This is a genomic window from Acidiphilium sp. AL (assembly GCF_025499445.1).
Lineage (GTDB): Bacteria > Pseudomonadota > Alphaproteobacteria > Acetobacterales > Acetobacteraceae > Acidiphilium > Acidiphilium iwatense.
In genome coordinates this window covers 59,756-84,631 of record NZ_JAIMBZ010000007.1, presented here as the reverse complement: position 1 = coordinate 84,631, position 24,876 = coordinate 59,756, and the positions used below count along the sequence as shown (strand labels likewise).

General features: G+C 66.8%; 21 protein-coding genes. 12 read left to right on the top strand and 9 right to left on the bottom strand.

Annotated elements, in window-relative coordinates; genetic code table 11:
• Nucleotides 1-6 precede the first annotated feature (6 nt).
• From AiwAL_RS07210 to AiwAL_RS07200, 3 genes are all read right to left on the bottom strand, one after another.
• Nucleotides 7-783, bottom strand: a complete 777-nt coding sequence (locus tag AiwAL_RS07210; protein WP_235703566.1) for an OmpH family outer membrane protein — start codon at nt 781-783, stop codon at nt 7-9.
• Between the two features lie 2 nt (nt 784-785).
• Nucleotides 786-3,107, bottom strand: coding sequence for an outer membrane protein assembly factor BamA (bamA, locus tag AiwAL_RS07205; RefSeq protein ID WP_235703567.1), 2,322 nt, complete (start codon nt 3,105-3,107; stop codon nt 786-788).
• 99 nt (nt 3,108-3,206) lie between these two features.
• Nucleotides 3,207-3,380 (bottom strand): hypothetical protein, encoded by a 174-nt coding sequence (locus tag AiwAL_RS07200; RefSeq protein ID WP_262312418.1) that lies wholly within the window; start codon nt 3,378-3,380, stop codon nt 3,207-3,209.
• Here AiwAL_RS07200 and AiwAL_RS07195 point away from each other — a divergent pair.
• Nucleotides 3,367-3,939, top strand: coding sequence for a peroxidase-related enzyme (locus tag AiwAL_RS07195; RefSeq protein WP_235703569.1), 573 nt, complete (start codon nt 3,367-3,369; stop codon nt 3,937-3,939). The genes AiwAL_RS07200 and AiwAL_RS07195 overlap by 14 nt on opposite strands.
• 18 nt (nt 3,940-3,957) lie before the next feature.
• Here the strand turns inward: AiwAL_RS07195 and AiwAL_RS07190 are convergent, their stop codons facing one another.
• On the bottom strand, nt 3,958-4,488 hold the full coding sequence (locus AiwAL_RS07190; protein WP_235703570.1) for a tetratricopeptide repeat protein: 531 nt from the start codon (nt 4,486-4,488) through the stop codon (nt 3,958-3,960).
• Between the two features lie 232 nt (nt 4,489-4,720).
• On the opposite strand from AiwAL_RS07190, the gene queC reads away from it, so the two are divergent.
• The 4 genes from queC (at nt 4,721) to AiwAL_RS07170 (ending at nt 10,123) form a co-directional block, all read left to right on the top strand.
• The gene (gene queC, locus AiwAL_RS07185; protein ID WP_235703571.1) at nt 4,721-5,440 is read left to right on the top strand and encodes a 7-cyano-7-deazaguanine synthase QueC; all 720 of its coding nucleotides are present in this window, start codon (nt 4,721-4,723) and stop codon (nt 5,438-5,440) included.
• 113 nt (nt 5,441-5,553) lie between these two features.
• The gene (locus AiwAL_RS07180; RefSeq protein ID WP_235703572.1) at nt 5,554-6,771 is read left to right on the top strand and encodes a hypothetical protein; all 1,218 of its coding nucleotides are present in this window, start codon (nt 5,554-5,556) and stop codon (nt 6,769-6,771) included.
• A gap of 254 nt (nt 6,772-7,025) precedes the next feature.
• Nucleotides 7,026-8,438, top strand: coding sequence for a nitronate monooxygenase family protein (locus AiwAL_RS07175; protein ID WP_235703573.1), 1,413 nt, complete (start codon nt 7,026-7,028; stop codon nt 8,436-8,438).
• A 368-nt stretch (nt 8,439-8,806) separates the two neighbouring features.
• Nucleotides 8,807-10,123, top strand: coding sequence for an OmpP1/FadL family transporter (locus AiwAL_RS07170; protein WP_235703574.1), 1,317 nt, complete (start codon nt 8,807-8,809; stop codon nt 10,121-10,123).
• 57 nt (nt 10,124-10,180) lie between these two features.
• Here the strand turns inward: AiwAL_RS07170 and AiwAL_RS07165 are convergent, their stop codons facing one another.
• Nucleotides 10,181-12,373 carry a Hint domain-containing protein gene (locus AiwAL_RS07165; RefSeq protein ID WP_262312417.1) on the bottom strand — a complete coding sequence of 731 codons (2,193 nt, stop codon included), beginning with the start codon at nt 12,371-12,373 and terminating at the stop codon, nt 10,181-10,183.
• Nucleotides 12,370-13,629 (bottom strand): autotransporter strand-loop-strand O-heptosyltransferase, encoded by a 1,260-nt coding sequence (locus AiwAL_RS07160; RefSeq protein ID WP_235703576.1) that lies wholly within the window; start codon nt 13,627-13,629, stop codon nt 12,370-12,372. The genes AiwAL_RS07165 and AiwAL_RS07160 overlap by 4 nt, the downstream gene beginning before the upstream one ends.
• Nucleotides 13,630-13,814: 185 nt before the next feature.
• Between AiwAL_RS07160 and AiwAL_RS07155 the strand changes: the two genes are divergently transcribed.
• Complete coding sequence (locus AiwAL_RS07155) at nt 13,815-15,329, top strand: Ppx/GppA family phosphatase (RefSeq protein WP_235703577.1); 1,515 nt, start codon at nt 13,815-13,817, stop codon at nt 15,327-15,329.
• Nucleotides 15,330-15,408: 79 nt separating this feature from the next.
• On the opposite strand, the gene AiwAL_RS07150 is transcribed toward AiwAL_RS07155, so the two are convergent.
• The 3 genes from AiwAL_RS07150 to AiwAL_RS07140 are packed head-to-tail and all read right to left on the bottom strand — an operon-like array spanning nt 15,409 to nt 19,002.
• Nucleotides 15,409-15,852 (bottom strand): DNA polymerase III subunit chi, encoded by a 444-nt coding sequence (locus tag AiwAL_RS07150; protein WP_235703578.1) that lies wholly within the window; start codon nt 15,850-15,852, stop codon nt 15,409-15,411.
• 4 nt (nt 15,853-15,856) lie between these two features.
• The gene (locus AiwAL_RS07145; RefSeq protein ID WP_235703639.1) at nt 15,857-16,930 is read right to left on the bottom strand and encodes an Mrp/NBP35 family ATP-binding protein; all 1,074 of its coding nucleotides are present in this window, start codon (nt 16,928-16,930) and stop codon (nt 15,857-15,859) included.
• Between the two features lie 29 nt (nt 16,931-16,959).
• Nucleotides 16,960-19,002, bottom strand: coding sequence for a thioredoxin domain-containing protein (locus tag AiwAL_RS07140; RefSeq protein ID WP_262312416.1), 2,043 nt, complete (start codon nt 19,000-19,002; stop codon nt 16,960-16,962).
• 73 nt (nt 19,003-19,075) lie between these two features.
• Here AiwAL_RS07140 and AiwAL_RS07135 point away from each other — a divergent pair, with 73 nt between their 5' ends.
• From AiwAL_RS07135 to AiwAL_RS07110, 6 genes are all read left to right on the top strand, one after another.
• Complete coding sequence (locus AiwAL_RS07135; RefSeq protein WP_235703580.1) at nt 19,076-19,417, top strand: ferredoxin; 342 nt, start codon at nt 19,076-19,078, stop codon at nt 19,415-19,417.
• Nucleotides 19,414-20,703 (top strand): tRNA uridine-5-carboxymethylaminomethyl(34) synthesis GTPase MnmE, encoded by a 1,290-nt coding sequence (mnmE, locus tag AiwAL_RS07130; protein WP_262312415.1) that lies wholly within the window; start codon nt 19,414-19,416, stop codon nt 20,701-20,703. Before AiwAL_RS07135 ends, mnmE begins: the two co-directional genes overlap by 4 nt.
• A 16-nt stretch (nt 20,704-20,719) precedes the next feature.
• Nucleotides 20,720-22,438: a tRNA uridine-5-carboxymethylaminomethyl(34) synthesis enzyme MnmG gene (gene mnmG / locus AiwAL_RS07125; protein ID WP_262312414.1), complete on the top strand. Its 1,719-nt coding sequence runs from the start codon at nt 20,720-20,722 to the stop codon at nt 22,436-22,438.
• On the top strand, nt 22,438-23,064 hold the full coding sequence (gene rsmG, locus AiwAL_RS07120; RefSeq protein WP_235703583.1) for a 16S rRNA (guanine(527)-N(7))-methyltransferase RsmG: 627 nt from the start codon (nt 22,438-22,440) through the stop codon (nt 23,062-23,064). Before mnmG ends, rsmG begins: the two co-directional genes overlap by 1 nt.
• A gap of 113 nt (nt 23,065-23,177) precedes the next feature.
• Nucleotides 23,178-23,999: a ParA family protein gene (locus AiwAL_RS07115; RefSeq protein ID WP_316044769.1), complete on the top strand. Its 822-nt coding sequence runs from the start codon at nt 23,178-23,180 to the stop codon at nt 23,997-23,999.
• Nucleotides 23,996-24,874, top strand: coding sequence for a ParB/RepB/Spo0J family partition protein (locus AiwAL_RS07110; RefSeq protein ID WP_235703584.1), 879 nt, complete (start codon nt 23,996-23,998; stop codon nt 24,872-24,874). The genes AiwAL_RS07115 and AiwAL_RS07110 overlap by 4 nt, the downstream gene beginning before the upstream one ends.
• The last annotated feature ends 2 nt before the right edge of the window (nt 24,875-24,876 follow it).

Genomic DNA, 24,876 nt, shown 5'->3' with positions numbered 1-24,876 from the left:
CCAGCCTTACGGCTTTTTGGGCGCCGGCGCATTCGCCAGTTTCGGCACGACCGAGGGCGGCACCGCGACCGAGGGCAGGATCTTGTTGAGGTGGCTCGCGACTTCCTTGGAAATGTCGAAGCCCTTGACGTTGAGCGCGACCTGCGAGCGGTGCAGCACGAGGTTCATGCCATGCGCCTGCGCGACCTGCCGGATCACCGCGATCAGCGTCGCCTCGATCTTGCCGAGCGCCTTACGGGCGGAAAGCTCGATCGCGATGTTGCGGTTATGGAAATCGACCTGGGCTTTCTCGATCTCCTTCTGCAGCACCTTTTCCTTGGTGGCGAGCGCGGGTTTCGAGAGTTTGGTCTTCTCGGCGTTGATCGCCTTCTGCTCGGCTTCCCATTTCTTCTGGTCGGCCTGCGCGGCTTTGCCGAGCGCCTGGCGCCGCGCCAGGATGATCTTCTCGACCCCCTGCGCCGCACTCGATTCCTGCATGATCTGGGGCACCGAGAGCACGCCCATCACCGCCGCCGGCGGGGCGGCTTCCTTCGGCAGCGCGGGCAGTTGCGGAATCGGCGGCAGTTTCTGCTGCGGCACGGCGGGGCCGGCCTGTACGCCTTGCGGCGCCGGCGCTGGCGCCGGCGCCGCGGCGCGCTCGGGTGCCGGGTGCGGCACCGCGGCGGGCTTCGGATGCGGGATGAAATAGCCGGGGCCGCCGCTATTCTGCGCCTGGGCAACACTCAGTCCGAGCGCCAGCGCGGGAAGGGCCAGAAGGAGCCGTGTGGAAGCGAAGCGTGTCACTGTTAGAACCTCGTACCGAAGGAAACGCGGAATTGCTCGACCTGATCGTATTTATATTTCTTGATCGGCTGGGCAAAGGAAAGATCGATCAGGCCGAACGGCGTGTTCCACGCGACCCCGACGCCCACCGAAATGCGCGGCGCCGGATTGTCGTAGATGCCGAGGGTCTGGCCGTTGACGGTGATCGGGCGGACGCCGGACAGGCTGCCGATATCGGTGAAGGCGAAGCCGGACACGCCGAGATCGGGGCTGACAGGCAGCGGGAAGTGCAGCACCGTGTCCTGGGTCCAGATGAACTTGCCGCCGAGGCTGTCGCCGAACGTGGTGTCGTGCGGGCCGGCGCCGCCGGTCTGGAAGCCGAGCAGGCTGTCGCCGCCGAGGAAGAACCGGTCGGCGATCAGCGAATGATAGCCGAACAGGTCGATCAGGTCGCCGACATGGCCGTCGAATTCGAGCACCCACGCCTTGCTGCCGAGATAGCGGCGCAGCGGAATGTAATAGGCGCCGCGCGCCTGCAGGCGGAGGAACTTCGCGGTGCCGCCGAGCCCCGCATAATCGCCGGACAGTGCGAGCAGCCCGCCGCTCGACGGATCGAGCCGGTTGTTGCGATAGTCGAAGGTGAGGGTGGTGCCGAGCTGCGACAGGCTGGACGAGCCCTGCTCGTTCAGGATGTAGAGGCTGGCGCCGGAAATGACGTTGTAGATGCTGCGGGTCGAGACGGTATAGGTGAAGGCCTGGCTGATATGGTGGTTGTAGCGGAAGCCGAGCCGCACGTCGCCGCCGATCGACCGTTCGCTGAACACGTAGGCCGTGGTGTTGTAGGTGTCGGTGCGGAACAGATCGACGCCGGCGATCAGATTGCGCCCGAGGAAATACGGGTTGGTCACGCCGAGGTTGAACTGGGTGCCCCTCTGCGCGAGCAGCGCGCTGATCGAGGCGTTGATTCCGGTGCCGAGGAAGTTGTTCTGCGACAGGCCGATATTGGCGAGCGCGCCGAGATCGGTCGAATAGCCGCCGCCGAGCGAGAATTCGCCGGTCGCCTCCTCATGCACGCCGACATCGAGATTGACCTCGTCGGGCGAGCCGGTCGGGGTCGGCTTGATCGTGATGTCCTTCTTCTTGAAGAAGCCCAGGTTTTCAAGATTCTGCCTGGATTCCTTGACCGCCTGCTCGTTGAACGCATCGCCCGGCGCCAGCTCGACCTCGCGGCGGATCACCTGGTCCTCGGTGCGGGTATTGCCGGTGATCGACACGTCGCGGACATAGACGCGCGGCCCCTCGATCACCCGGAAGGTGAGCGCGATCGTATGAGTCTTGTGGTTCTCCTTCACGTCCGGCTCGACCTGGGCGAAAGCGAAGCCCCGGTTCTGCACGTCGTCGGAGATCTGCTTGACCGCGGTGCGCAGCGCGTCACCGTCGAAAATATCGCCCTTCTCGATCGGCACCAGCGGCAGCAGCGATTTGCCGGGCAGGTTGCGCAGCGCGGAGACGACCTTGACCGCGGAAACCCGGTAGCGCGGCCCCTCGTCGATCACGAAGGTCAGGTAGAAGGATTTGCGGTCCGGCGCCAGTTGCGCGGTCGCGCTGACGATGCGGAAATCGGCATAGCCGTGATGGTAGTAGAACCGGCGGAGCAGTTCCTCGTCGTATTTGACCCGCTCGGGATTGTATTCGTCGGAGCTGGACAGGAAGCGGAACCAGGCATTCTGCCGGCTGGAAATCACCTCGCGCAGCTTGCCGGGGCCGTAGCGGTGGTTGCCGATGAAGTTGATCCGGCTGATCAGCGTCTGCGCGCCGTCATGGCACTTGAACACCACGTTGACCCGGTTTTCCGGCAGCTTGACGATTTCCGGCGAAACCGTCGCGCTGTAATGGCCACGCTTGGCGTAGAGGGCGAGAATCGCCTTGGTATCCGCCGCCGCCGCCGCCGGGGTGAACACCGCACCCGGCTTGAGCGACACCGCGCCCCGCATCGCCTTGTCCTTGACGACCGAATTGCCCTGGAAAAAGACCTGGTTGACGACCGGATTTTCCTTCACCTGCACCATCAGGGTATCGCCCTGGCGGGTGATCGAGACCGTCTTGAACAGGCCGGTGGCATAGAGCGTCTTGAGGCTGAGATTGATCCGGCGCTGGCTGAACGGGTCGCCCGGCCGGAGCAGGATGTAGGAGCGGATGGTGCTGGGATCGATCCGCTGGTTGCCGCTCACCTGGATCGCAGCGATCCGCCCGCCGGCTTGCGCTTCGGCCGCCGCGGGCGCCGCCGCGCGCGCCTGGAGCGCGGCTGGCGCGATCAGCGCCGCGCCGAGGCATGCCGTGGTCATCAGAGCCAACCGCAGTTGCCGCAAGGATAATCTCCCAAACGCCTCAAGGTCACGATGCCGGCCGCATGAACCTTGCCCACGCACCGCACCGAGATGCGCCTAGCGGCAACCGCCGCCGCCCGCAAGGGCATCGCCGCCCGGCCCGGTCACAAAGTTTTTCAGCAATCCCGCAACGATCGGCGCCGCGCCGCCATCTTGCCTCGCCCCGCCCGGCGCGCGATGCATAGGGTGTGCACCCAGTGGCGACAAGGAGAAACCGATGCCGAACGCCATCAGCCGCTTTCCGGTGCCCGAACTCGCCGGCCTGCCGGACGACATCCGCGAAAAAATCCTCGCGGTGCAGGAAAAAGCCGGCTTCGTTCCGAATGTTTTTCTTGTGCTGGCCCACCGGCCGGACGAATTCCGCGCCTTTTTCGCCTATCACGACGCGCTGATGCTGCGCGATAGCGGCCTCACCAAGGCAGAGCGCGAAATGATCGTGGTCGCGACGTCGGGGGCGAATCACTGCCTCTATTGCGTCATCGCCCATGGCGCGATCCTGCGCCTCTACGCGAAAGACCCGGAACTCGCCGACCGGCTCGCGGTCAACCCGGACCGCGCCGGTCTCGCGCCCCGTCAGGCCGCGATGCTCGGCTATGCGATGAAGGTGGCGACCGCCTCGCACGCGGTCGCCGAGGCCGATTTCGCCGCGCTGCGCGTCCATGGCTTCGACGCCGACGCCATCTGGGATATCGGCGCCATCGCCGCCTTTTTCGCGATGTCCAACCGCCTCGCCAACATGACCGCGATGCGCCCCAACCCGGAATTCTTCACCCTGGGCCGCATACCATGAGCAAGGGTGGCGATCGCCCTATTTCTGCTTGAGCTTGGCCATATAGGCATAGAGCGCCATCAGGTTCTGCCGCGCCGCCGCGTTGCCCTGCTCGCCCGAGAGCCGGTACCAATAAATCGCCTTCGCATAATCCTGCGGCACGCCGTGCCCGAGTTCGTACAACTGGCCGAGATTGTTCTGCGCATTGGCATTGCCCTGATGCGCCGCCTGCCGGTACCAATAGGCCGCCAGAACGTCGTTCCGGGGCACGCCCCGTCCCGCCTGATACAGCAGCCCAAGATCGGTCTGCGCCACGGCGTCGCCCTGGCGCGCCGCCTGGCCGTACCAATAGGCTGCCGTCGCGGCGTTCTGCGGCACGCCTTGCCCCTCCAGATAGAGCGAGCCGAGATAGGTTTCCGCGCCGACATTGCCCTGCCGCGCCGCACTGATGACCGGCCCGACCGATGCCGCCTCCGCCGGCTGGCAAACTCCGGCGGCGACCAGAACGGCAAGGCCGAAGCCCAGAAGCCGATGGTTCGAACGGACACCCTGCATGACGATCCCCTCCATGCTCCCAAATCCGAGACAATATGGAGCGCCCGTCCGCTCATGTCACGCCGGCTGGGTCAAAGATCACGCTTCCCGGCCCGCGAAACCGGATTTTTGGGCCCGGCCGGCGATGCCGCGAACACCGGCGAACCCGGTTCGGCCCGGACGCTTGGCTCATACCCCCAGAGTACCATGGAGAGTTGAAAGGCGTAGCCCGCTTGATCCGCCGCATCGCTCCGGGCAGTCTCCGCCGATGACCGCCACTGCCCACACCCAGGCCCTGGTGCTGTTCTCCGGCGGGCAGGACAGCGCCACCTGCCTCGCCTATGCGCTCGACCGCTACGACCGGGTCGAAACCATCGGCTTCTTCTACGGCCAGCGCCACGCGGTGGAACTCGACTGCCGCGCCCCGCTGCGCGACGCGATCGTCGCACTCCGCCCCTGGCGCGCGACGCTCGGGCCCGATCACATGCTCGATATCGAAGCCGGCCTCGCCGCACTCGGCGCCACCGCGATGACCGCCGATATCGCGATCGAAACGACCGAGGCAGGCCTGCCCAACACCTTCGTCCCCGGCCGCAACCTGCTGTTCCTGACTTACGCCGCCGCATTGGCCTACCGGCGCGGCCTCGGCGTCCTGGTCGGCGGCATGTGCGAGACCGACTATTCCGGCTACCCGGATTGCCGGAGCGCCACCATGGCGGCGATGCAAGCCGCCCTCCGCCTCGGGCTCGACCGCGACATCGCCATCGACACCCCGTTGATGCGGCGCGACAAGGCGGATACTTGGCGCCTCGCCGCCAGCCTCGGCGGCGAACCTCTCATCGAAATCCTGCGGGTGCAAAGCCATAGCTGCTACCGGGGCGAGCGCGGAGCGCTGCACGACTGGGGCTATGGCTGCGGCGACTGCCCGGCCTGCGATCTGCGCGCCGGCGGCTGGCGGCGCTTCCGCGCCACCACCCCGGCCGGCTGATCCGCGAACCCGGCCCCGATCACCGCCTTCGGCACGTTTCGATTCGCTTGCGGATCGCTCGGCCCTGGAGAATACTCGGTCGCACGCAACAGGGGTTTCCACGCGAGGAAACGATGGCCGGACTCTGCGTCTTGTTGACCAACTCGCTCCTCAGCGAGCGCACCGGCTCCGAGGTCACGACGGAACAGCTCGCCGATGGCCTGCGCCGGGCCGGCCATCTGCCGATCGTCTATGTATCGCGGATCGGGCCGCAGGGCGAAGCGATGCGCGCGCGCGGCCATGCCGTCGTCGATCGCCTCTCGGCGCTGCCGGACCGCCCGGAGGTGATCCACGGAACCCATAACATGATGACGATGATGGCGCTCGCCGCCCTGCAAGGCGTGCCGGCGCTGTTCGTCTGCCACGATGCAACGGCGATGCACGACGCCGCACCGCTGCACCCGCGAATTCGCCGCTATTACGGGGTCAGCGAGGTCGCTCGGCGCCGGCTTGTCATCGACGGCGCGTCGCCGGAGCTGTGCGGGGTGCTGCCGAACCCGGTCGATCCGCTCCTGTTCCGGCCGCGGCCGCCCTTGCCGCCCCGCCCAGGTCGCGCGCTCGCCATCTGCAAGCCCGCGCCTCCTCGGGCGGCGATCCGCGCCGCCTGCGCCGCCGCCGGGCTCGCGCTCGACGAAGTCGGGACCGGGGCAGGCCGGGTGAGCGAGCGGATTCACGAGGAATTGACGCGCTACGATCTGGTTTTCGCGTCCGGGCGCGGCGCCCTCGAAGCCGGGTTTACCGGCTGCGCGGTCGTCATCTGCGAATCGCGCGGCTTCGGCGGCCTGCTGACCAGCGCGGCGCCGGAGCTGTGGCGGCGCGGCAATTGCGGCGCCGGAACCCTGACCCGGCCGGTCGACGCCGCTGCGATCGCTGAAGCGATCGCAGCGTATGACGCGGACGACGCCCTGGCGGTCAGCCTCGCGATGCGCGAAGCCCTCTCGCTCGATGCCCATGTCGAACGTCTCGTGCCGGTCTATCATGACATGATCCGCGAAACCGGGGATGTGTCCGCAGAAGCCGAGGCGTCCGCGATGGCGCGATTTCTCGAGGATTTCCTGCCATCGCATGCACCCGCCCGGCCCTGGCGCGCGCTGGTCCGCGACATAACCGGGATCGCGCCCGACGATTTGCCGCCGCCCGTCGCCGGCACCATCCCGAGCGTCGAGCACCGGGACGGCGCCGCCACCGAAACCGTTGTGCCGGAGCCGAGGCCCGAGTCGGCGTTTCGCCGCCTGTGGCGTAACCTGCCGGTGCTGCGCCCCCGCCGCACCGGCATCGGCGATTTGCAATAAAATCGCGGATTCCCCTGCCGCCCCGGTATCTCGCGCCTTTATTCCATGCTATAGATGCGCTTTGAAGCATGGGAGTCGGCTTCGTGCAGGCTTTCCCAACCGCATCACGCTGGTGATCGCGCCGCGACGAGAGCGCGACGCCGGGCTCCGGGCGTGACCAGAGATGTGCGCCCCATGCGACGAGTTGATGCGCTTGAAACGATGCTGAACCCCCCGCGAACGTCGCGCCACGCGATGAACAGGTTGCCAGGACGATGAAGACGATCAATGCGATCCGCATGGGCGGATCAGACATCCTCCCGCTGGTTGAGGGCGGCAAGGGCGTGGCCGTCTCGAACGGGCGCACCGCCGGGCAATGGGCGGCATCGGGCGGCATCGGCACGTTCAGCGCCGTCAATGCAGACAGCTACGACGAGCAGGGCCGGCTGATTCCGCAACTCTATCACGGCCGTACCCGCCGCGAGCGCCACGAGGAGCTGGTCGCCTACGCGATCGAAGGCGGTCTCGCCCAGGCGCGCCGCGCGCACGAGGAATCCAATGGCCAGGGCCGCATCCACGCCAACATATTGTGGGAAATGGGCGCCGCCGAGCGGGTGATCACCGGCATTCTCGAAGGCGCCAAGGGGCTGATCAACGGCATCACCTGCGGCGCCGGAATGCCCTACAAACTCTCGGAAATCGCCGCGAAATTCAACGTCCACTACTACCCGATCGTCTCCTCGGCACGCGCCTTCAACGCGCTGTGGCGCCGCGCCTATCACAAGGTCGCCGATCTGATGGGCGGCGTAGTCTATGAAGACCCCTGGCTCGCCGGCGGCCATAACGGACTGTCGAATTCCGAGGACCCGACCAAACCGGAAAGCCCGCTGCCGCGCGTCATCGCACTGCGCCGCCAGATGCGCGAATTCGGCCTGGACGCGACGCCGATCATCATGGCCGGCGGCGTCTGGTGGCTGGAGGAGTGGGAGGACTGGATCGACAACCCCGATATCGGCCCGATCGCCTTTCAGTTCGGCACCCGCCCCCTGCTGACCCGCGAAAGCCCGATCAGCGAAGCGTGGAAGCAGAAGCTGCTCACGCTGAAGGACGGTGACGTGTTCCTCAACCGCTTCTCGCCGACCGGGTTCTATTCCAGCGCGGTGAACAACGACTTCATCAAGGGGCTGCGCGCGCGCAACGAGCGGCAGGTGGCCTACACCACCGAGCCGGTCGGCGCCCATTCCGCCGAATACGGCGTCGGCCCGCGCAAGCGCGTGGTCTGGCTCACCCCGGCCGATCTCAAGCGGGTGCTCGGCTGGGAGCGGGAGGGTTACACCGAGGCCCTGCGCACCCCGGATTCCACCCTGGTGTTCGAAACCCCGGAGGCCGCGACGGAAATCCGGCTCGATCAGGTCAACTGCATGGGCTGCCTGTCGCATTGCCGGTTTTCCAACTGGGCGCAGGAGGAACCGGACTACAGCACCGGCAAGAAGGCCGATCCGCGCAGCTTCTGCATCCAGAAAACCCTGCAGGATATCGCCCATGACGGCGAGCACCCGGATTCGGTCGACCGCAACCTGATGTTCAGCGGCCATAACGGCTATCGCTTCGCGTCCGACCCTTTCTATTCCAACGGCTTCATCCCGACGGTGAAGCAGCTCGTCGACCGCATCCTCACCGGACGATGAGAGCGGCGCGCCGTTCGCGGCGGTCATCGCGACGCGTCGAGGCGATCCATCCGCGCCAAGCCCAGTAGAGCGTGACGACTTTAAGTCGATCACGCTCTACTCTTGGTTTGGGCGAGCAATTTCATGGCTATGCGGATCGCTTCGCGATTCCGCGTAAAGCCATATTGCTCTGGCAGGCGAATGACAAAAATATTGTCTTAACGAAAACCTCTTGCCCATTAGGTTAAGCGTCGCTACAAGCGAACCCAATCGGGACGTCCAAAATAGCGTGCGTCGTCGCAAGGAAATGCGTTCCCGATCATATTGTGGAATTTCGACAAATCCCGGAATTCCATAGGGCGGTCGCATCGAATAGAGGGAGGATAACCATGGGTTTTCGAATTAAACGGACGGCAATCGCATTCGCCGCCGGCACCGCGCTCGCCACGTCCATGGGCGCCGCCCACGCCGCCGGCCTCGGCCTGATCGCGCAGAGCACAGGCGCGCTCGCCCATGCGTTCGGCGGCGTCACCGTCAACGCGACCCCCTCCACCGCCTATTACAACCCGGCCGGCATGGTGCTGATCAGCGGCAACCAGTTCGAGGGCGATCTCAACTATTACGACATCAACTCCAGCTTCACCGGCAGCAGCACCGTGCTCGGCTCCGGCACCGGCAAGAATTTCGTCGAATCCACCCTGGTTCCCGGCAATTTCGGCGTCATCAGCCTGCCGCACGGGGTCAAGCTCGGTTTCTCGATCACCACGCCGATCGGCGGGCGGATTAAATACGCCCCCGATTTCGTCGGCCAGTTTCAGGGCAACGAGGCGCTGATCACCTCGGTCCAGATCGGGCTCGACGTCGCGATCCCGATCACCCGGAAACTCTCGATCGGCTTCGGTCCGGAAATTAACTATTTCCAGAACATCCTCGGCCTCAACCAGAATTTGGCGCCCTTCCCGGCAGCGGAAGGCCAGTTCAAGGGCCAGAGCTACGCCTTCGGCTACAATATCGGCGCGATGTACCAGTTCAGCCCGTCCACCCGGATCGGCATCGACTACCGCTCCAAGATCGGCCAGACCGTGAAAGGGCCGGAATCGGTCCATCTCGACCCGTCGCTCTACAACCTTCTGTCGGCTTTCAATGCCGCGCCACCAATCGCCTCCAACGCGTTCGACCGCTGGACCTTCCCGCAGCAGATCTCCTTCGGCATCTACCAGCAGGTCACGCCGCGGCTCTCGCTGATGGCAAGTGCGCAATGGACCAACTGGGCGCAGCAGCAGGCCCTGGTCATCACCGATCCGTCCACCATCGGCTTCACCCTCGGCTCGATCTACACCCCGTTCAAATACCGCAATACCTGGACGGTCGGACTCGGCGCGAACTATGTCGCCGCCCCCGGCCTCACCCTGATGGGCGGGGTGGGCTACGACGAAAGCCCGGTCACCGCCGCCACCCGCCAGGATCTGCTGCCGGATGCCAACCGCGTGCTGCTCGGCGCCGGCCTGACCTATCAGATCATGCCGATGGCGACGCTGCAGCTCGGCTATCAGCATATTTTCGTCGCCAGCGCGCCGATCAACCAGACCCGCTCCGGCCTCAACGCCGACAATTCGCTGAATACAGCCGGCGCGGCCGGCACGCTCACCGGCACCTACAATCTCAGCGCCAACGTGTTCTCCACCGGCGTCATTCTGAAATTCTGATCCACACCCGGCTGACGAACGCCGCGGAGCCTCGCTCCGCGGCGTTTACTTTTGCGCCTACCGCCGTGCCGTCACCCGCCGGCGCTCCCTGACCACCGGATAGAGCGGCGCGCTCGCGAGGCGGATGGTCAGGCTCCGCGCGCCCTTGAGCAGCGCGGCCGGAATCACCGCGTCGCCGCGTGTCCACCGATGCCCGTCCTCGGCCCGATGCCACCCCGCCGTCAGGCGCGCATCGCCGAGATCGATCCGCCCGGCTTCGGTTTCCAGCGCCGCCACATCGAGCCCGAGCACCCGCCGGTCCTCCGACCCGGCATCCAGATGCGCCGGCACCAAAGTCCGGCTCGTCAGCCGCACATCGCCGGATGTCGGCACAGCCACCCGCCAGCACGCCGCACCCACCCGAGTCACCGCGACCGTCCGCGCCCCGATCGTCGCGACGATGCCGGGATCGCCGGTCGTCTCGACCGCTCCCGCCCGCGCGACAATCTTCCGGCGCAGCGCCGTCACCGCCGCGCCCGCCTCGGCGAACGGCGCATAGCCCTCCCGCTCGCGCAGGGTCTGCGCGAAATCCGGGTGCAGCACCCGCGCCTGCCCGGCCTCGCCAGAGAAAAACCCCCGGTTGCCGGTCTCCAGATAGGTCTCCGTCGGCAATCCCTCGGCGAACACCACGTCGTGCCGGTCCAATTCCAGATGGAAATAATCGACATGCCGCCGCTCGACCTGCGCGATCGTCGTGCCATTCACCAGCGCCTTCGCCGGCACCAGCAACCCGTCCAGATACAGCGCATGGTCCGGCGAGACATAAAGGTCGCGCGCCGGCACCCCGTCGGTGATCGCCCCGGCCTCGATGCGGACCGGCCAGATCAGTTCCGGGCGCGGATGCCGCCGCGCATCCAGCGTCCGCCGCCCGATCCATTGGATCGGCGCGCACCGCCCGCCATGGGCGATCACCCGATCCCCCACCGCCAAATCCTCGACCGCGACCGGGCCCGTTTCGGTCAGAATCCGCGTGCCGGCCGCGAAACACACGGCCTGCGCCGTCACCAGCCCGGCCGAAACGACGAATGTGTCGCCCGCGAAACTCTGCGCGGGGTCGAGCTGCACCTGATAGCTCACCGAGCCGTCGGTGACGCTCAGCACGTTGTTCGTCCCCAGCGTCGCCGTCCCCGCGCCCGCCCCGGCCGCCCCGGCGAGCAGGATCGCGTCGTCCTCGCCCACGCCGGCCGCATCGAACCCGCTGATCACGTTGCTCAGCGTGGTCACACCCTGCAGCACCAGGGTCGCGCCCGCGCCGGTGAAATCGATCGGCCCGGTGATCGTCGCCCCGGCCTCGATCACCATGCCGCCATTCACCCCCAGGGTCGTCCCGGTCGCGGTCCCGCCCGACGAGACATACTCGATCCCGCCATTCTCCGCCGTGGTGGCGGAGGCCACGCCGCCATGGAACACGGTCTGGCTGCCACCATCGAGCAGCGTGGTGATCGCCGTGCCGCCCGCCGAATTGACCGACCCGCCGACATACCCGACAAGCTGCGTCCCCCCGGCATTGATCGTGTTGCCGGTCGCGGTGCCGCCGCTCAGCACGAGCTGAACGCCACCGGAATTGACCACATTGCCGCTGGCCGAACCACCGCTCGTTATGGACTGAGCGCCGCCATTGTTGACGGTGGTGCCGCTCGCCGCGCCGCCGCTCAGCACGTTCTCATGCCCGCTGACATTCAGCGTCACGCCCACCGCCCTGCCGCCGCCGGTGAGTTCGAGCTGGCCGGTATCCACGATGCTCGCCGAGGCGACGCCGCCGGACGTTACCGTCAGCGCGCCGCCCGAGGTCACATTGTTGCTGGTCACGACCCCGCCACTGGAAACCAGCAACGTGCCGCCGTCGATATTGGTGACCGACATCGCCCCGCCGGTATAAGTAGTCAGACCGATCTTGTAGCCGTCGGCGATCTCGCCACCCGAGGCGATCGTCGTGCCGGTCATCTGCGCGCCACTGGCCACGATGCCGATACCTGAAACCGTCAGCCCGCTCACCGTGCCTTCGAACAGTCCGATCCCGCCGGAGAGCACCACCCCGCCATCGGCGACGCCGCCGGGCAGCACGCCCTCGATACCGCCGCTGCTCACCGTGATCGCCGACACCGTCCCGCCCGACGCCACCTCCAGCTTGCCGCCGCTGGTCACCGTCGCGCCGCTGACCGTCTGGCCCGAGGAAACAACCGTTGTGCCGCTGATCGTGGTTCCACTCATCGCGTCGATCCCTTTTTCTCTTGCCTGGATGTTGTCGTGTCATGGCGTGCGAAGCCCGGAATCCGGGCAATCGCGCCGGTCACCTGTCCGGCGGTGATCAGCCTGGTGCATTCGAACTGCCGCTCGGTGCCGGCCTGGCGCGGGCACCACAGGAAATCCTTGTGGTCGAACCGCGCGCGCGGGTCGTTCCAGCAGGAATTGCAGGCGTGGTAGTTGATCACCCGGTGCGGGGTAAAAAATTCGTTGGTCGGATGGGTGAATCCCGAAATCATCACCACCGGCGTCCCGACCGCCCAGGCCAGCCAGGCGAGCCCGCTGGACAGGCCGACGAAAAACGCCGCGTGGCGCAGCAGATGCGCCCGTTCGAGCAGCGGAACGTCGCCGGTCCTGTCCTCCGCGCCATGCGGAATATGGGTCCAGACCAGCCCCGACCCGCCCACCCGCTTCTGGTCGATGCAGACCACCCGGTATCCCGCATCTTGCAGGAAGCGCACCACCGCGTGCCAGCCCTCGGGATTGCTCCAGATCTTGGCCTGCGCCGAGCTTTGCACCGCGATGCACACGTAAGGCTCGGCGATCGGCCGCTTTTCATCGGTCGCCGCGATGCGCGGCGGCGCTTCGGTGGGATCGACACCGAGAATATAGCCGGCGGTGCGGTGCAGCCCGACCAGCCGGAAATCGCAAGGCTGCCAGTGCCGGTTCTCGTCGTCGAAAAACAGCCCGAGATGATAGGTCGCATAGAACCGCCCGGTCTCGACCGCGTCCTGGGTGACGAAGGCGATATGCGGATAGGCATCGGCGAACAGCGGAATCAGATTCGCCGCCATCGAACAGGTCAGCCGGCAGCCCCGCTCGGCCTGAAACCGCGCGGCATAGGGCAGCCAGCCGATCACGTCGCCCAGGGTGCCGACCGGAAACGCGATATGCACCTCCCGGTCCCGGCAATCGAGGTCATGGGCGAAAACCTGCGCGCCGTTCTGCGCCACCTCGATGCGGAACGGCACGAAATACCGCTTCGAGCTGACCACGAAACCCTGCTCCAGCCTTGTCTCGAACAGGATATTGCCGGTCGCGGTGTCGCGCAGCACGACATGCCATTCGCCCTCGCCGCGCGGCAGCGCGATCCGGCAGCCCTCGTTGAAATCGAATCGCAGCCCGAACGGCCCTTGCTGCGTCGGCACCGGCGCGGGCGCCGGATAGGCGCGCGGCGGCGCCTGGATCGTCGGTGTTCGGGGGAGAGCGGGCAGGCTATCCATAAATTTACGCGGTCACCACAATAGGAGGACAGAGCTAAAACGGAACCGTAATTTGAGACGATAGCTGGATGGAGAGATTAAGAATAGATTAATGCGACATGTAACGCAAAAAATATAAATCACTCCGAACATTCCGCGCGCCGAACCCTGGCCGCGCCCGCCAAGCTGGGCTATCGCGTGTTCCCATGAACGGCCCGGCACCGGACCAGTTGCGCGATCCCCGCTCCCAGACAGCTCCGCGCCGCGCGGTGGTCGATCTGGGGTCCAATTCGGTCCGCCTCGTGGTGTTCGAGGGCCAGTCCCGCAATCCGGTGCAGATTTTCAACGAAAAAGCGGTCCTCCGCCTCGCGCGCGGCCTGATCCGCACCGGCAGGCTGGACGAGGCGGCGATGGACGAGGCCGCCACGGTGATCCGCCGCTACGGCGCGATCGCCCGCGCCATGGGCGCGCATCCGTTCGAGGCACTGGCCACCTCGGCGGTGCGCGACGCCGAAAACGGCCCGGATTTCGTCGCCCGGCTCGAAGCCGCGACACCCGGCCTCAAGGTCGTGGTGCTGTCCGGCGAGCAGGAGGCGCATCTCTCGGCCGAGGGCGTGCTCTGCGGCATTCCTGGCGCCGACGGCATTCTCGCCGATCTCGGCGGCGGCTCGCTCGAAGCCGTGCGCCTCTCGGCGGGCACAATCGGCGATGCCGCGACCATGCCGATCGGCGTGATCCGCCTCGCCGAACGCGCGGCCGGAGACCCCATCCGCGCGAAAGCCATCGTCGCCGGGGAATTGGCCGAGCTGCCCTTTCTGTCCGACGGCGCGGGCGGCGACCTCTATGTCTCCGGCGGCGCGTTCCGCGCGCTCGCGCGCATCCATATCGCCCAGACCGGCTATCCGCTCGCCATGGTCCACCACTACACGATCGGGCGCGAGGAGGCGCGCGACCTCTCGGCGGTGATCGGCGAGGCCAGCCGGAAACTGATCGAGCGGATGCCGGGGGCCGCGCGCAAGCGCATCGAGGATCTGCCCTTCGCCGCGATCATTCTCCGCCGCCTGCTGCGCGCGACCGGCGCCGCCCGCGTGGTGTTCAGCGCCAACGGGCTGCGCGAGGGCTGGTTCCTGCGCCAGCTCCCGCCCGCGATGCGCGAGCAGGACCCGCTGGTCGCCGCCGGGCGCGACCTCACCATCGGCCTGCTGCGCGACCCCAATTTGCCGGACGCGCTGATCGGCTGGACCGCGCCGCTGTTTCCCGCCGAAACCCACGCCCAGCACCGGCTGCGCGAGGCCGCCTGCTGGTTTTCCGATATCGGCAATCACGAACACCCGGAATACCGCGCCGAACAGGCGTTTTTGCGCGTCCTGCGCCAGACCGGAGTCGGGCTCGACCACCATGCCCGCGCCTTTCTCGCCCTCACCCTGGCGCTGCGCTACGAAGCCCCGATCGAAAGCCCGTTTCTCGCCCCTGCGCGCGCTTTGCTCGACATGGCCGCCGCCCGCCGCGCCGAAACCCTCGGCGTCGCACTGCGCCTCGCCTATACGCTCTCCGCCGGCACGCCCGCTCTGCTCGCCGCCACCAGCCTGATCCCGCGGGATGGCCGCCTCGTCCTCACCCTCGATGCGGCGAGCGGCGTGTTCGCCGGCGACCCGATCGAGCGCCGCCTTGCCCGCCTCGCCTCGATGGTCGGGCTCGATCCCGAAACCCGCCTGATCTGAGCGCCCCGAGTGTGGTCTTTCAGGAGGTTGTCCATCCGGTCCTGAGCGAGGAAGCTGAACTTGTCGCCGCCGCGTCCCGTCACCCCGCCGCCTTCACCCAGCCGTGCTCGCCCTGCTGCCAATAGGTCAAGGTGTGACCTGCTTCCTTCGCGACGCGCCACCGCTCCCGCGCCGCCGCGACCGCATCCGCGTCATTGCCGTCGAACATATCGAAAACCCGGTCGAACCGGGAAAAATCCGCCGCCGCGTCATCCACCAGGAACAAAAATCGCGCGCCATTCGGCACGTCGCCGCCCTCGGTCAGCCAGATCGGCTGATCCGCGCCGAACCCCATCGAAGCCGTGCCGTGCGGCAGCCAGTCGGGGTTCGCGCTCAGCCATAGCGACGCATCCAGCGCCGCGATCCGCGCCGCATCGCCCCGCACCACCGCGCGCTGTCCCGCCGCCAGTGTCCGCCCCAGCAGCGGCGCCAGCGCCTCCGCGACGCTCATCCGGGTCAGATGATAGAACCCGATCTCCGTCACGGCGCTATTCAATGACGATGCGCGGCCCGGTCCGGCGCTCGCCGCCCAACTGCCCGGACACCGCTTCCGCCAGCGCCATGAACGCGCGCGCCGCTTCGCCGTCCGGTGCGCTCGCCGCGATCGGCGCGCCCGCATCCGATGTCTCGCGAATCGCCGGCAGGAGAGGAATTTCGCCGAGAAACGGCACGCCGATCCGCGCCGCTTCCGCCCGCGCCCCGCCATGGCCGAAAATATCGGTCCGCGTGCCGCAATTCGGGCAGCAGAAAAAGCTCATATTTTCGACGATCCCGAGCACCGGCACCCGCACCTGCCGGAACATCGAGACGCCGCGCCGCGCGTCCAGCAGCGCGATATCCTGCGGCGTCGACACCACCACCGCCCCGCTCAGCCGCACCCGCTGCGACAGCGTGAGCTGAATATCTCCGGTACCCGGCGGCAGGTCGATCACCATCACATCCAGCGCCGGCCACTCCACCTGGGTCATCAACTGGGTCAGCGCATTGAGCACCATCGGCCCGCGCCAGACCATCGCGGTCTCCTCGTCCACCACGTGGCCGATGGAAATCGCCTTCAGCCCCCAGGCATCGACCGGGATCAGCTTGTTGCCCGCCATCTCGGGCTTGCCTTTGGTGCCCAGCATGCGAGGCAGGGAGGGTCCGTATATATCGGCATCCAGCAAACCCACGCTCATGCCCAGCGCCGCCAGCGACACCGCGAGATTGACCGCGACCGTCGATTTCCCGACCCCGCCCTTGCCCGACGCCACCGCGACGATCGACCGCGCATTGGCGAGCAATGACGGTGCCTGGGCCGGCGTTTCGGCCGCCGCCGCGCGCGGCCCGGTGAACATCACGGTCGCGTTGCGCACGCCCTCCATCGCCGCCAGGTCGGCCTCGACCGCCCGGCGCAGCGGCTCCAGCTTCGCCGCGTCGGCCTTCGCCACGGTCAGCGCCACCTGGACCATGCCGTCGCGCACCGCGACGCTGTCAATCATGGCGGGCGGCACAGTTCTCTTGTCGGCGGGCGCCCGAAACGCCGCGATCCGCGCCCGAATACTGGTCTCGTCGATCATGGTCAGAGTATCTCTCAATTTCGTTAAGATATGGTTTACATCGCGTCGCGGCGGGACGAAACCTGGGCCCTGAGCGCCTCCGCCGTATGCACCGGCAGCGAACACGCATTGTCCCGGCAGACGAACGCCGCCGGCCCGTCGCTCGCCTTGCCATGAGCCGGATGCGACACCGGCAGGCCGCTCGCATCGCCCACCGGCAGCACCACGACCGTCGGATCGAACCCCGCCAGCGCGGCCCGATGCAGCGACGCGAACCGCGCATCGCCCCGATCGCCGACGATCACCACGCTGGTCGCCGCATCCAGCAGCGCCGCCGCGGCGAGCAGGGTCGGATAGGCGGCCAAAGCCCGCCGCTCGCCGGCATGGGCAGCGATCAGCGCTTCCGCGCGCGAGCGATAGTCCGCTCCGCCCGTCAGATGATACAGACATGCATAGCCTTCCGCCATCAGCCCGGCTCCGGCGGGTGTCGGCCCGTCGAACCCGCCGCGCGGCCGCATCCCGCAAGGCAGATCGCCCGAATCGTCGGCGGTGAGGAAAAACCCGCCGGCGCCGTCGCCGAATTTTTGCTCCGTTGCCGCCGCCAACGCCTCGGCCCGCGCCAGATACGCCGCTTCGCCGGTCGCCTGATACAGCGCCAAGGCCGCGCGCAGCATCGCCGCCTGATCGTCCAGCAGTCCAGCCGCCGAAATCCTGCCCCGCCGATACGCATGATCGACCCGGCCATCCGCCCGCCCCAGCAACGCCATTACCGCCCGGAACGCCGAAACCGCCGTTTCCAGCCAATCCGTCCGCCCGAACACCGCACTCGCCCGCACCAGTGCGGCGATCGCCAGCCCGTTCCAGTCGGCCAGTATCTTGTCGTCCCGGCCCGGCCGCACCCGCCGGTCCCGCACCACGCGCAACCGCGCGCGCAATTCCGCCAGCTTGCGCTCCGTCGCCGCATCCTCGGGATGCGTCGCGCGGGTCAGAATGATCTTCCCCTCCCAGTTGCCCTGTGCCGGACACGGATAATGCGTCTCGAAGGTTGAAAAATCGTTACCGAGAGCGTCGATCAGCTCCTGCCGGGTCCAGACATAGAATTTCCCTTCCTCGCCCTCGGAATCGGCATCCTCGGAGGCGGCGAACGCCACCGCCCCGCTCGGCGCCGGATCTTCCGAAGCCGGCATGTCGCGCAACAGCCATTCGACCGTCTCGGCGGCGCGCGCATGGAGCAAAAAATCCGGCTCGGCGGCATAGGCCAGCGCCAGCAGATCGAGCAGCAGCGCATTGTCGTAGAGCATTTTCTCGAAATGCGGCACAAGCCATTCCGCGTCGGTCGAATACCGCGAAAACCCGCCGCCGAGGTGGTCATAAATCCCGCCCTGGCCCATCCGCGCCAGCATCAGCGCGACCGCCGCTCCGGCCTCGTGCCGGCCGGTGCGGGCGTATTCGCCCCAGAGAAACCGGAAAATTGGCGGATTCGGGAATTTCGGCGCGCCTTTCAGCCCGCCATCCGTCCAATCGACCATGCCGATGAACCGCTCCGCCACCGCATCCAGATCGCCCGGCGTCAGCGGTCCGGCCGGTGCCGGCGCCGCCTGCGCCACGATCCGCCGCATCAGCGACTCCCCGCTCTGCTCCAGCCTGGCCCGGTCCTTCGCCCACGCATCGGCGACGCCCCTCAGCACCTGGCGGAACGACGGCCGGCCCCAGCGCGGCTCGGGCGGAAAATACGTCCCGCCATAGATCGGCGCGCCCTCCGGCGTCAGCACCATGGTCAGCGGCCAGCCGCCCTGCTCGCCCATCGCTTGCAGCGCCGCCATATAGATATGGTCGATATCCGGCCGTTCCTCGCGATCCACCTTGATGCTCACGTAATGCGCATTCATCAGCGCCGCTGTCTCGGCATCCTCGAAACTCTCATGCGCCATCACGTGGCACCAATGGCAGGCGGCGTAGCCGATCGAGAGCAAAATCGGCTTCTGCTCCGCCGCCGCGCGCGCCAGGGTTTCGGGTGTCCACATCCGCCAATCCACCGGATTGTCGGCGTGCTGCAGCAGATAGGGCGAGGTTGCGGCGGCGAGGGCGTTTCCGGTCATCGGGTCTGTGCGCTTCCAGGATCATGGTTCCATCGGTAGATAGCAGCCGACAGCAAAAGCGCGAGACCCCCGGATGACCGATCAGCCACCCTATTTCACCAACCACGTCTTCGTCTGCGGCAATCGCCGCCCGGACGACCACCCGCGCGGCTCCTGTGCTGCGAAAGGCTCGGAAAAACTGCGCGATTACATGAAAGCCCGCGCCAAGGAACTCGGCCTTGCCGGGGTTCGGATCAACGCCGCCGGCTGCCTCGACCGCTGCGAGCACGGCCCAACCATGGTCATCTATCCGCGCGGCACCTGGTATCGCATCCCCGATCGTGATGCGGTCGATCGCGTGCTGATCGAGGATATCCGCGACGGCAACCCCATCGCGGAGCTGATGCTGCCCGCCGAAATAGCCCAAGCCAAATGATCGGCATCATTTTTGCTCCCGCCAGCGGGATCGGTGGGGCGATTTCGCTCATCCGCATCAGCGGCACGGGCACCGACGCGCTGATCGCGGCCCTCGCCGGCACTTTGCCGAAGCCGCGCCGCGCCGCGCTGCGCGATTTTCGCGCTCCCGACGGCACGGTACTCGATCGCGGGATTCTGCTCCGGTTTCCGGCGCCGAATTCCTATACCGGCGAGGATTACGCGGAACTCCATGTCCATGGCGGACATGCCGTGCGGTCCGCCATCGCCAATGCGCTGGTCGCTCTCGGCGCGCGCCCCGCCGAAGCCGGCGAATTTTCCCGCCGCGCCTTCGGCAACGGCAAACTCGACCTGCTGGAAGCCGAGGGCATCGCCGATCTGATTGACGCCGAAACCGAGGCCCAGCGCCGTCTGGCGCTCGATCAGGCGGGCGGGGCGATGAGCCGCGCGATCGGCGCATGGCGCGAGGCGCTGGTCGGGCTGATGGCGCGCCAGGCTGCCCTGATCGACTTTTCCGACGAAGACCTGCCGCCCGAGGTCGAAGCCGCGATGCTCGCTGCCATCGCGACGCTGCGCGACGAGATCGTCGCTGCTCTGGGTGCCGGCACTGCCGCCGAACGGCTGCGCGAAGGCATCGACATCGTGGTGCTCGGCGCGCCCAACGTCGGCAAATCCACTCTGGTCAACGCGATCGCGGGCGAAGAGGTCGCCATCGTCTCGGAAACCCCCGGCACCACGCGCGATGCGATCGGCGTGCGCATCGATCTCGGCGGCGTGCCCGTGCGCCTTATCGATACCGCCGGGCTGCGCGAGTCCACCGACGCCATCGAGGCCGAAGGCGTGCGCCGCGCGCGCGCTCATGGCGCCCGCGCCGATTTTTTGCTTCTCATTTCTGCTCCGCCGGATTTTATGGCACCTGAAGCGCCGCCTGGTATCGAAACCTTGCTGGTCGCGACCAAATCCGATCTTCCTTTTGCGCCGCCTGACAATGCTTTGGCGGTCAGCGCGAAAACCGGCGCCGGCATGGCCACGCTGATCGAAATTCTGAAGGCGCGGGTTATGGATTTGACCGATCGCGGCGCCGGTCCGGCCTTGCCGCGACCCCGGCAGATGACCTGTCTGCGCGACATGGTTGCGGCGCTCGATCGGGCGATGGCGGTCTCGGCGCCGGAACTGCGCGCCGAGGAATTGCAACTCGCCGCCAATGCCGTCGCTCGCCTGACCGGGGTGATTGGCGTGGAAGACGTGCTCGATCAGGTGTTTTCCAGCTTCTGCATCGGCAAATAATGCTATAGGCGGCGCCATGAGCGAGACGGAGCAAAACTTCGATGTGGTGGTGATCGGCGGCGGCCACGCCGGAACCGAGGCGGCGGCCGCGTCGGCGCGGATCGGCGCGCGCACCCTGCTGCTGACCCACCGTCTCGACCGGATCGGCGAAATGTCGTGCAATCCGGCGATCGGCGGGATCGGCAAGGGCCATCTGGTGCGCGAGATCGACGCGCTGGATGGCATCATGGGCCGCGCCGCCGATGCCGCCTGCATCCATTTCAAGATGCTCAACCGCGCCAAGGGCCCGGCGGTGCGCGGCCCGCGCGCGCAGGCGGATCGGGCGCTGTATCGGGAAGCGGTTCAGGCGAGGCTGCGCGATCAACCCAATCTTTCGCTCCGCGAAGGCGAGGCGGCGGATCTGGAACTTGCCGCGGACGGATCGCTCGCGGCGGTGCTCACCGCCGATGGCGCACGAATCGCGTGCAGGACGGCGGTTCTGACCACGGGGACGTTCCTGCGCGGTCTTCTGCATTTCGGCGATCGCACCGAAGCCGGCGGCCGGGTGGGCGATGCGGCGTCGAACGCGCTGGCCGCGCGCTTGCTCGGGCTCGGATTGGCGCTGGGCCGGCTGAAAACCGGCACGCCGGCGCGATTGGACAAAAAATCGATCGACTGGGACTCGCTGCCCGAGGACAAGGGCGAGCACCCGCCGACGCCGTTCAGCCTGCTGACCGAGCGGATCGAAAACCGGCAGATTTCGTGCCGGATCACCGAAACCACCGCCGCGACCCACGCGATCATCCAGGCAAACCTGCACCGCTCGGCGGTGTATGGCGGCAGGATCGCAGGGATCGGGCCGCGCTATTGCCCCTCCATCGAGGACAAGGTGGTTCGCTTCGCCGACAAGTCCCGTCATCAGGTGTTCCTGGAGCCGGAGGGGTTGGACGACGACACGGTCTATCCGAACGGGATTTCGACAAGTTTGCCGGTCGAGGTGCAGGAAGCGTTCATCCGCACCATGCCGGGCCTGTCGCGCGCGGTGTTGCTCCGTCCCGGCTATGCGGTGGAATATGATTATATCGACCCGCGCGAACTGACCCATGATCTGGCGCTGAAGCGCGTGGCCGGCCTGTTTCTCGCCGGACAGATCAACGGCACCACCGGCTATGAGGAAGCCGGCGCGCAGGGGATCGTCGCCGGGATCAATGCCGCGCGGCGCGCGGGAGGCTCGGCACCGGTCACGGTCGGGCGGGCCGAAGGCTATATCGGCGTGCTGATCGACGATCTGGTGACGCGCGGCGTGACCGAACCATATCGGATGTTCACCTCGCGCGCCGAGCACCGGCTGAGTCTGCGGGCGGATAATGCCGATATCAGGCTGACGCCGCGCGGGATCGCTTGGGGCTGCGTCGGTCCGGCGCGGCGCAAGGCGTTCGAAGGCTTGCGGGCGGATATTGCGAGTGGCGCGGCAGGGGTGCGGGCGCGCGACATCGTCGAGGCGGACCGGCTCTATGCCGGGTATGTCGCGCGGCAGGCGGCGGAAATCCGCGCGCGCGAGAAGGATGATGCGGTGCTGATTCCGGGTGATTTCGATTATCGCGCGGTGGGCGGTTTGTCGACGGAACTGCTGGCGCGGCTGGAGCGATTCCGACCCGCCTCGCTGGGGGTTGCGGGGCGGCTGGAGGGAATGACACCGGCGGCTTTGGGCGCGCTATTCGCGGCGCTGCGCAAGCCGCGCGCGCTCGCCGCGTGATGGCGATCGAGGCCGAAAAAAAGGTCCGGTTTGGTTCCTTTGTTTCACGTGAAACAAAGGAACCACTTCGATACTATTCGATATCGATCAAAAAATGGACCGAGCGGATCAACCTGATCGCCCGGAAGGATGCCAATGATGAGGCGATCTGGCAGCGGCATATCCTTGATTCTCTTCAGCTTTTGCCGCTGATTCCCAGTGACGTGGACTGCGCGGCCGATCTCGGTTCCGGGGCCGGGTTGCCGGGGCTGGTGCTCGCGATCGAACGGCCGGACATCCATGTGACGCTGATCGAGGCGGATCGGCGCAAGGCGGCGTTTCTGCAGACCATGGTGGCGGAACTGGGATTGAACGCTGCTGTGATCGCCGAGCGTATCGAAAAAGCGACGGTGGCGCCGGTAAAATTGGTCACGGCGCGGGCGCTGGCGCCGCTGCCGGCGTTGCTGGAGTATGCCCACCCGTTGCTTGCCGAAGGCGGGGTATGCCTGTTCCCGAAAGGGCGCGGGATGGAGACCGAATTGACCGCGGCGGTGCTGCAATGGCACATGAGGGTCGAGCGGTTTCCGAGTCAAACGGACGCGGACGCCACGATCCTCCGTATCAGTGAGTTGCGCCGTGCAGCCTAGTGTGGTTCTGAAGTTCCTGCGGATGTGCGGCCGCGATTTTAGGAACTTCAGAACAAAAAACCACACTAGAATCATAGGATTACTAGTGTCCTCTCGATTTGGAAGTTCGTAACGTGACGGGTATTGGTGGTAACGAACTTCCAAATCGGAACACTAGGGTTATTGCGATTGCCAACCAGAAAGGCGGCGTCGGCAAGACGACGACCGCGATCAATCTCGCGACCGCCCTGGCCGCGACCGGCGAGCGGGTGTTGGTGATCGATATGGACCCGCAGGGCAACGCCAGTACTGGGTTCGGCATCGGCGCGGATGAGCGCGGGATGGGCAGCTACGCGCTGATGACCGGCGAGGCGGCGGCGGCATCGCTGGTTTTGCCGACCGAAGTGCCGGGCTTGCTGATCATTCCGGCGACCGAGGATCTGATCGGCGCGGATATCGAGTTTTCTCAGGTGGATTCGCGGGAACGGCTGGTCGAGCGCGCGCTGGCGGAGCCGGGGCTGGCCGGCCAGTTCGGCTATGTGTTTGTCGATTGCCCACCTGGCCTCGGGCTGCTTACACTGAACGCTCTGGTTGCGGCGTCTTCGGTGCTGATTCCGCTGCAATGCGAGTTTTTCGCGCTGGAAGGGATCAGCCAGTTGACCCGCACGATCGAGCTGGTGCGGCGCACGCTGAATCCGCGCCTTGCGCTGGAAGGGGTGGTGCTGACGATGTTCGACCGGCGAAACAATCTGGCGCAGGCGGTGGCGGAGGATGTGCGGGATTATTTCAAGCAGAGCGTGTTCGAGACCGCGATTCCGCGCAATATCCGGGTGACCGAATCGCCGAGCCACGGCAAGCCGGTGCTGCTGTATGATTTTCGCTCGCCGGGGGCGCAGGCTTATGTCAGCCTCGCGGCGGAATTTTTGCGCCGCCAGAACCAAGAGACAAAAGTATGAGCGTGAAGGAACAGCCGCGCCGGCTGGGCAAGGGACTCGTCGAATTGATGGGCAGCGCCGCGTCGGCGCTGACGCCGCACGCGATGCCCGCCGAAGGGGCGCGCACCGTGGCGATCGCGGCGCTGCATCCGGGGCCGTTCCAGCCGCGCCGGGCGATGGACGAGGCGGCACTTGAGGAATTGGCGGCGTCGTTGAAGTCGCGCGGGGTGTTGCAGCCGCTGCTGGTGCGGGGGCATCCGGCGAAACCGGGGCAATATCAGATCATCGCGGGCGAGCGGCGCTGGCGGGCGGCGCAGCGCGCCGGGCTGCACGAGGTTCCGGTGCTGGTGCGCGAGCTGTCCGACACGGACGCGATGGCGGCCGGGCTGGTCGAGAATTTGCAGCGTCAGGATCTCGATCCGATCGAGGAAGCAGAAGGGTATCAGCGGCTGCTGGACGAATTCGGAATGATCCAGGAGGATCTGGCGGTGGCGGTGGCGAAATCCCGCCCGCATATCACCAACATGCTGCGGTTGCTGAATTTACCGCGCAGCGTGCAGACGGCGCTGCAATCGGGCGAGCTGAGCTCGGGCCATGCGCGCGCGTTGATGCAGCACCCGGACCCGGAAGCCGGCGCGCGGGCGATCCTGGCGAACCGATTGACGGTGCGGCAGGCGGAATTGCTGGCGCAGACCGCGCTGACGCCGAAGCCGCCGCCGGCGCGGGCGCGCTATGAAACCGATGTGGAAACCCGTGCCCTGGAGCGGGATTTGTCGGAGCGGCTGGGGCTGCGGGTGCGGATTTCGTTCAACGGAAAGGGCGGCTCGGTCAGTCTGGCCTATGAGGGTCTCGATCAGCTGGACGGAATTCTGGCGCTGCTGAACGGGCGGCAATAGGC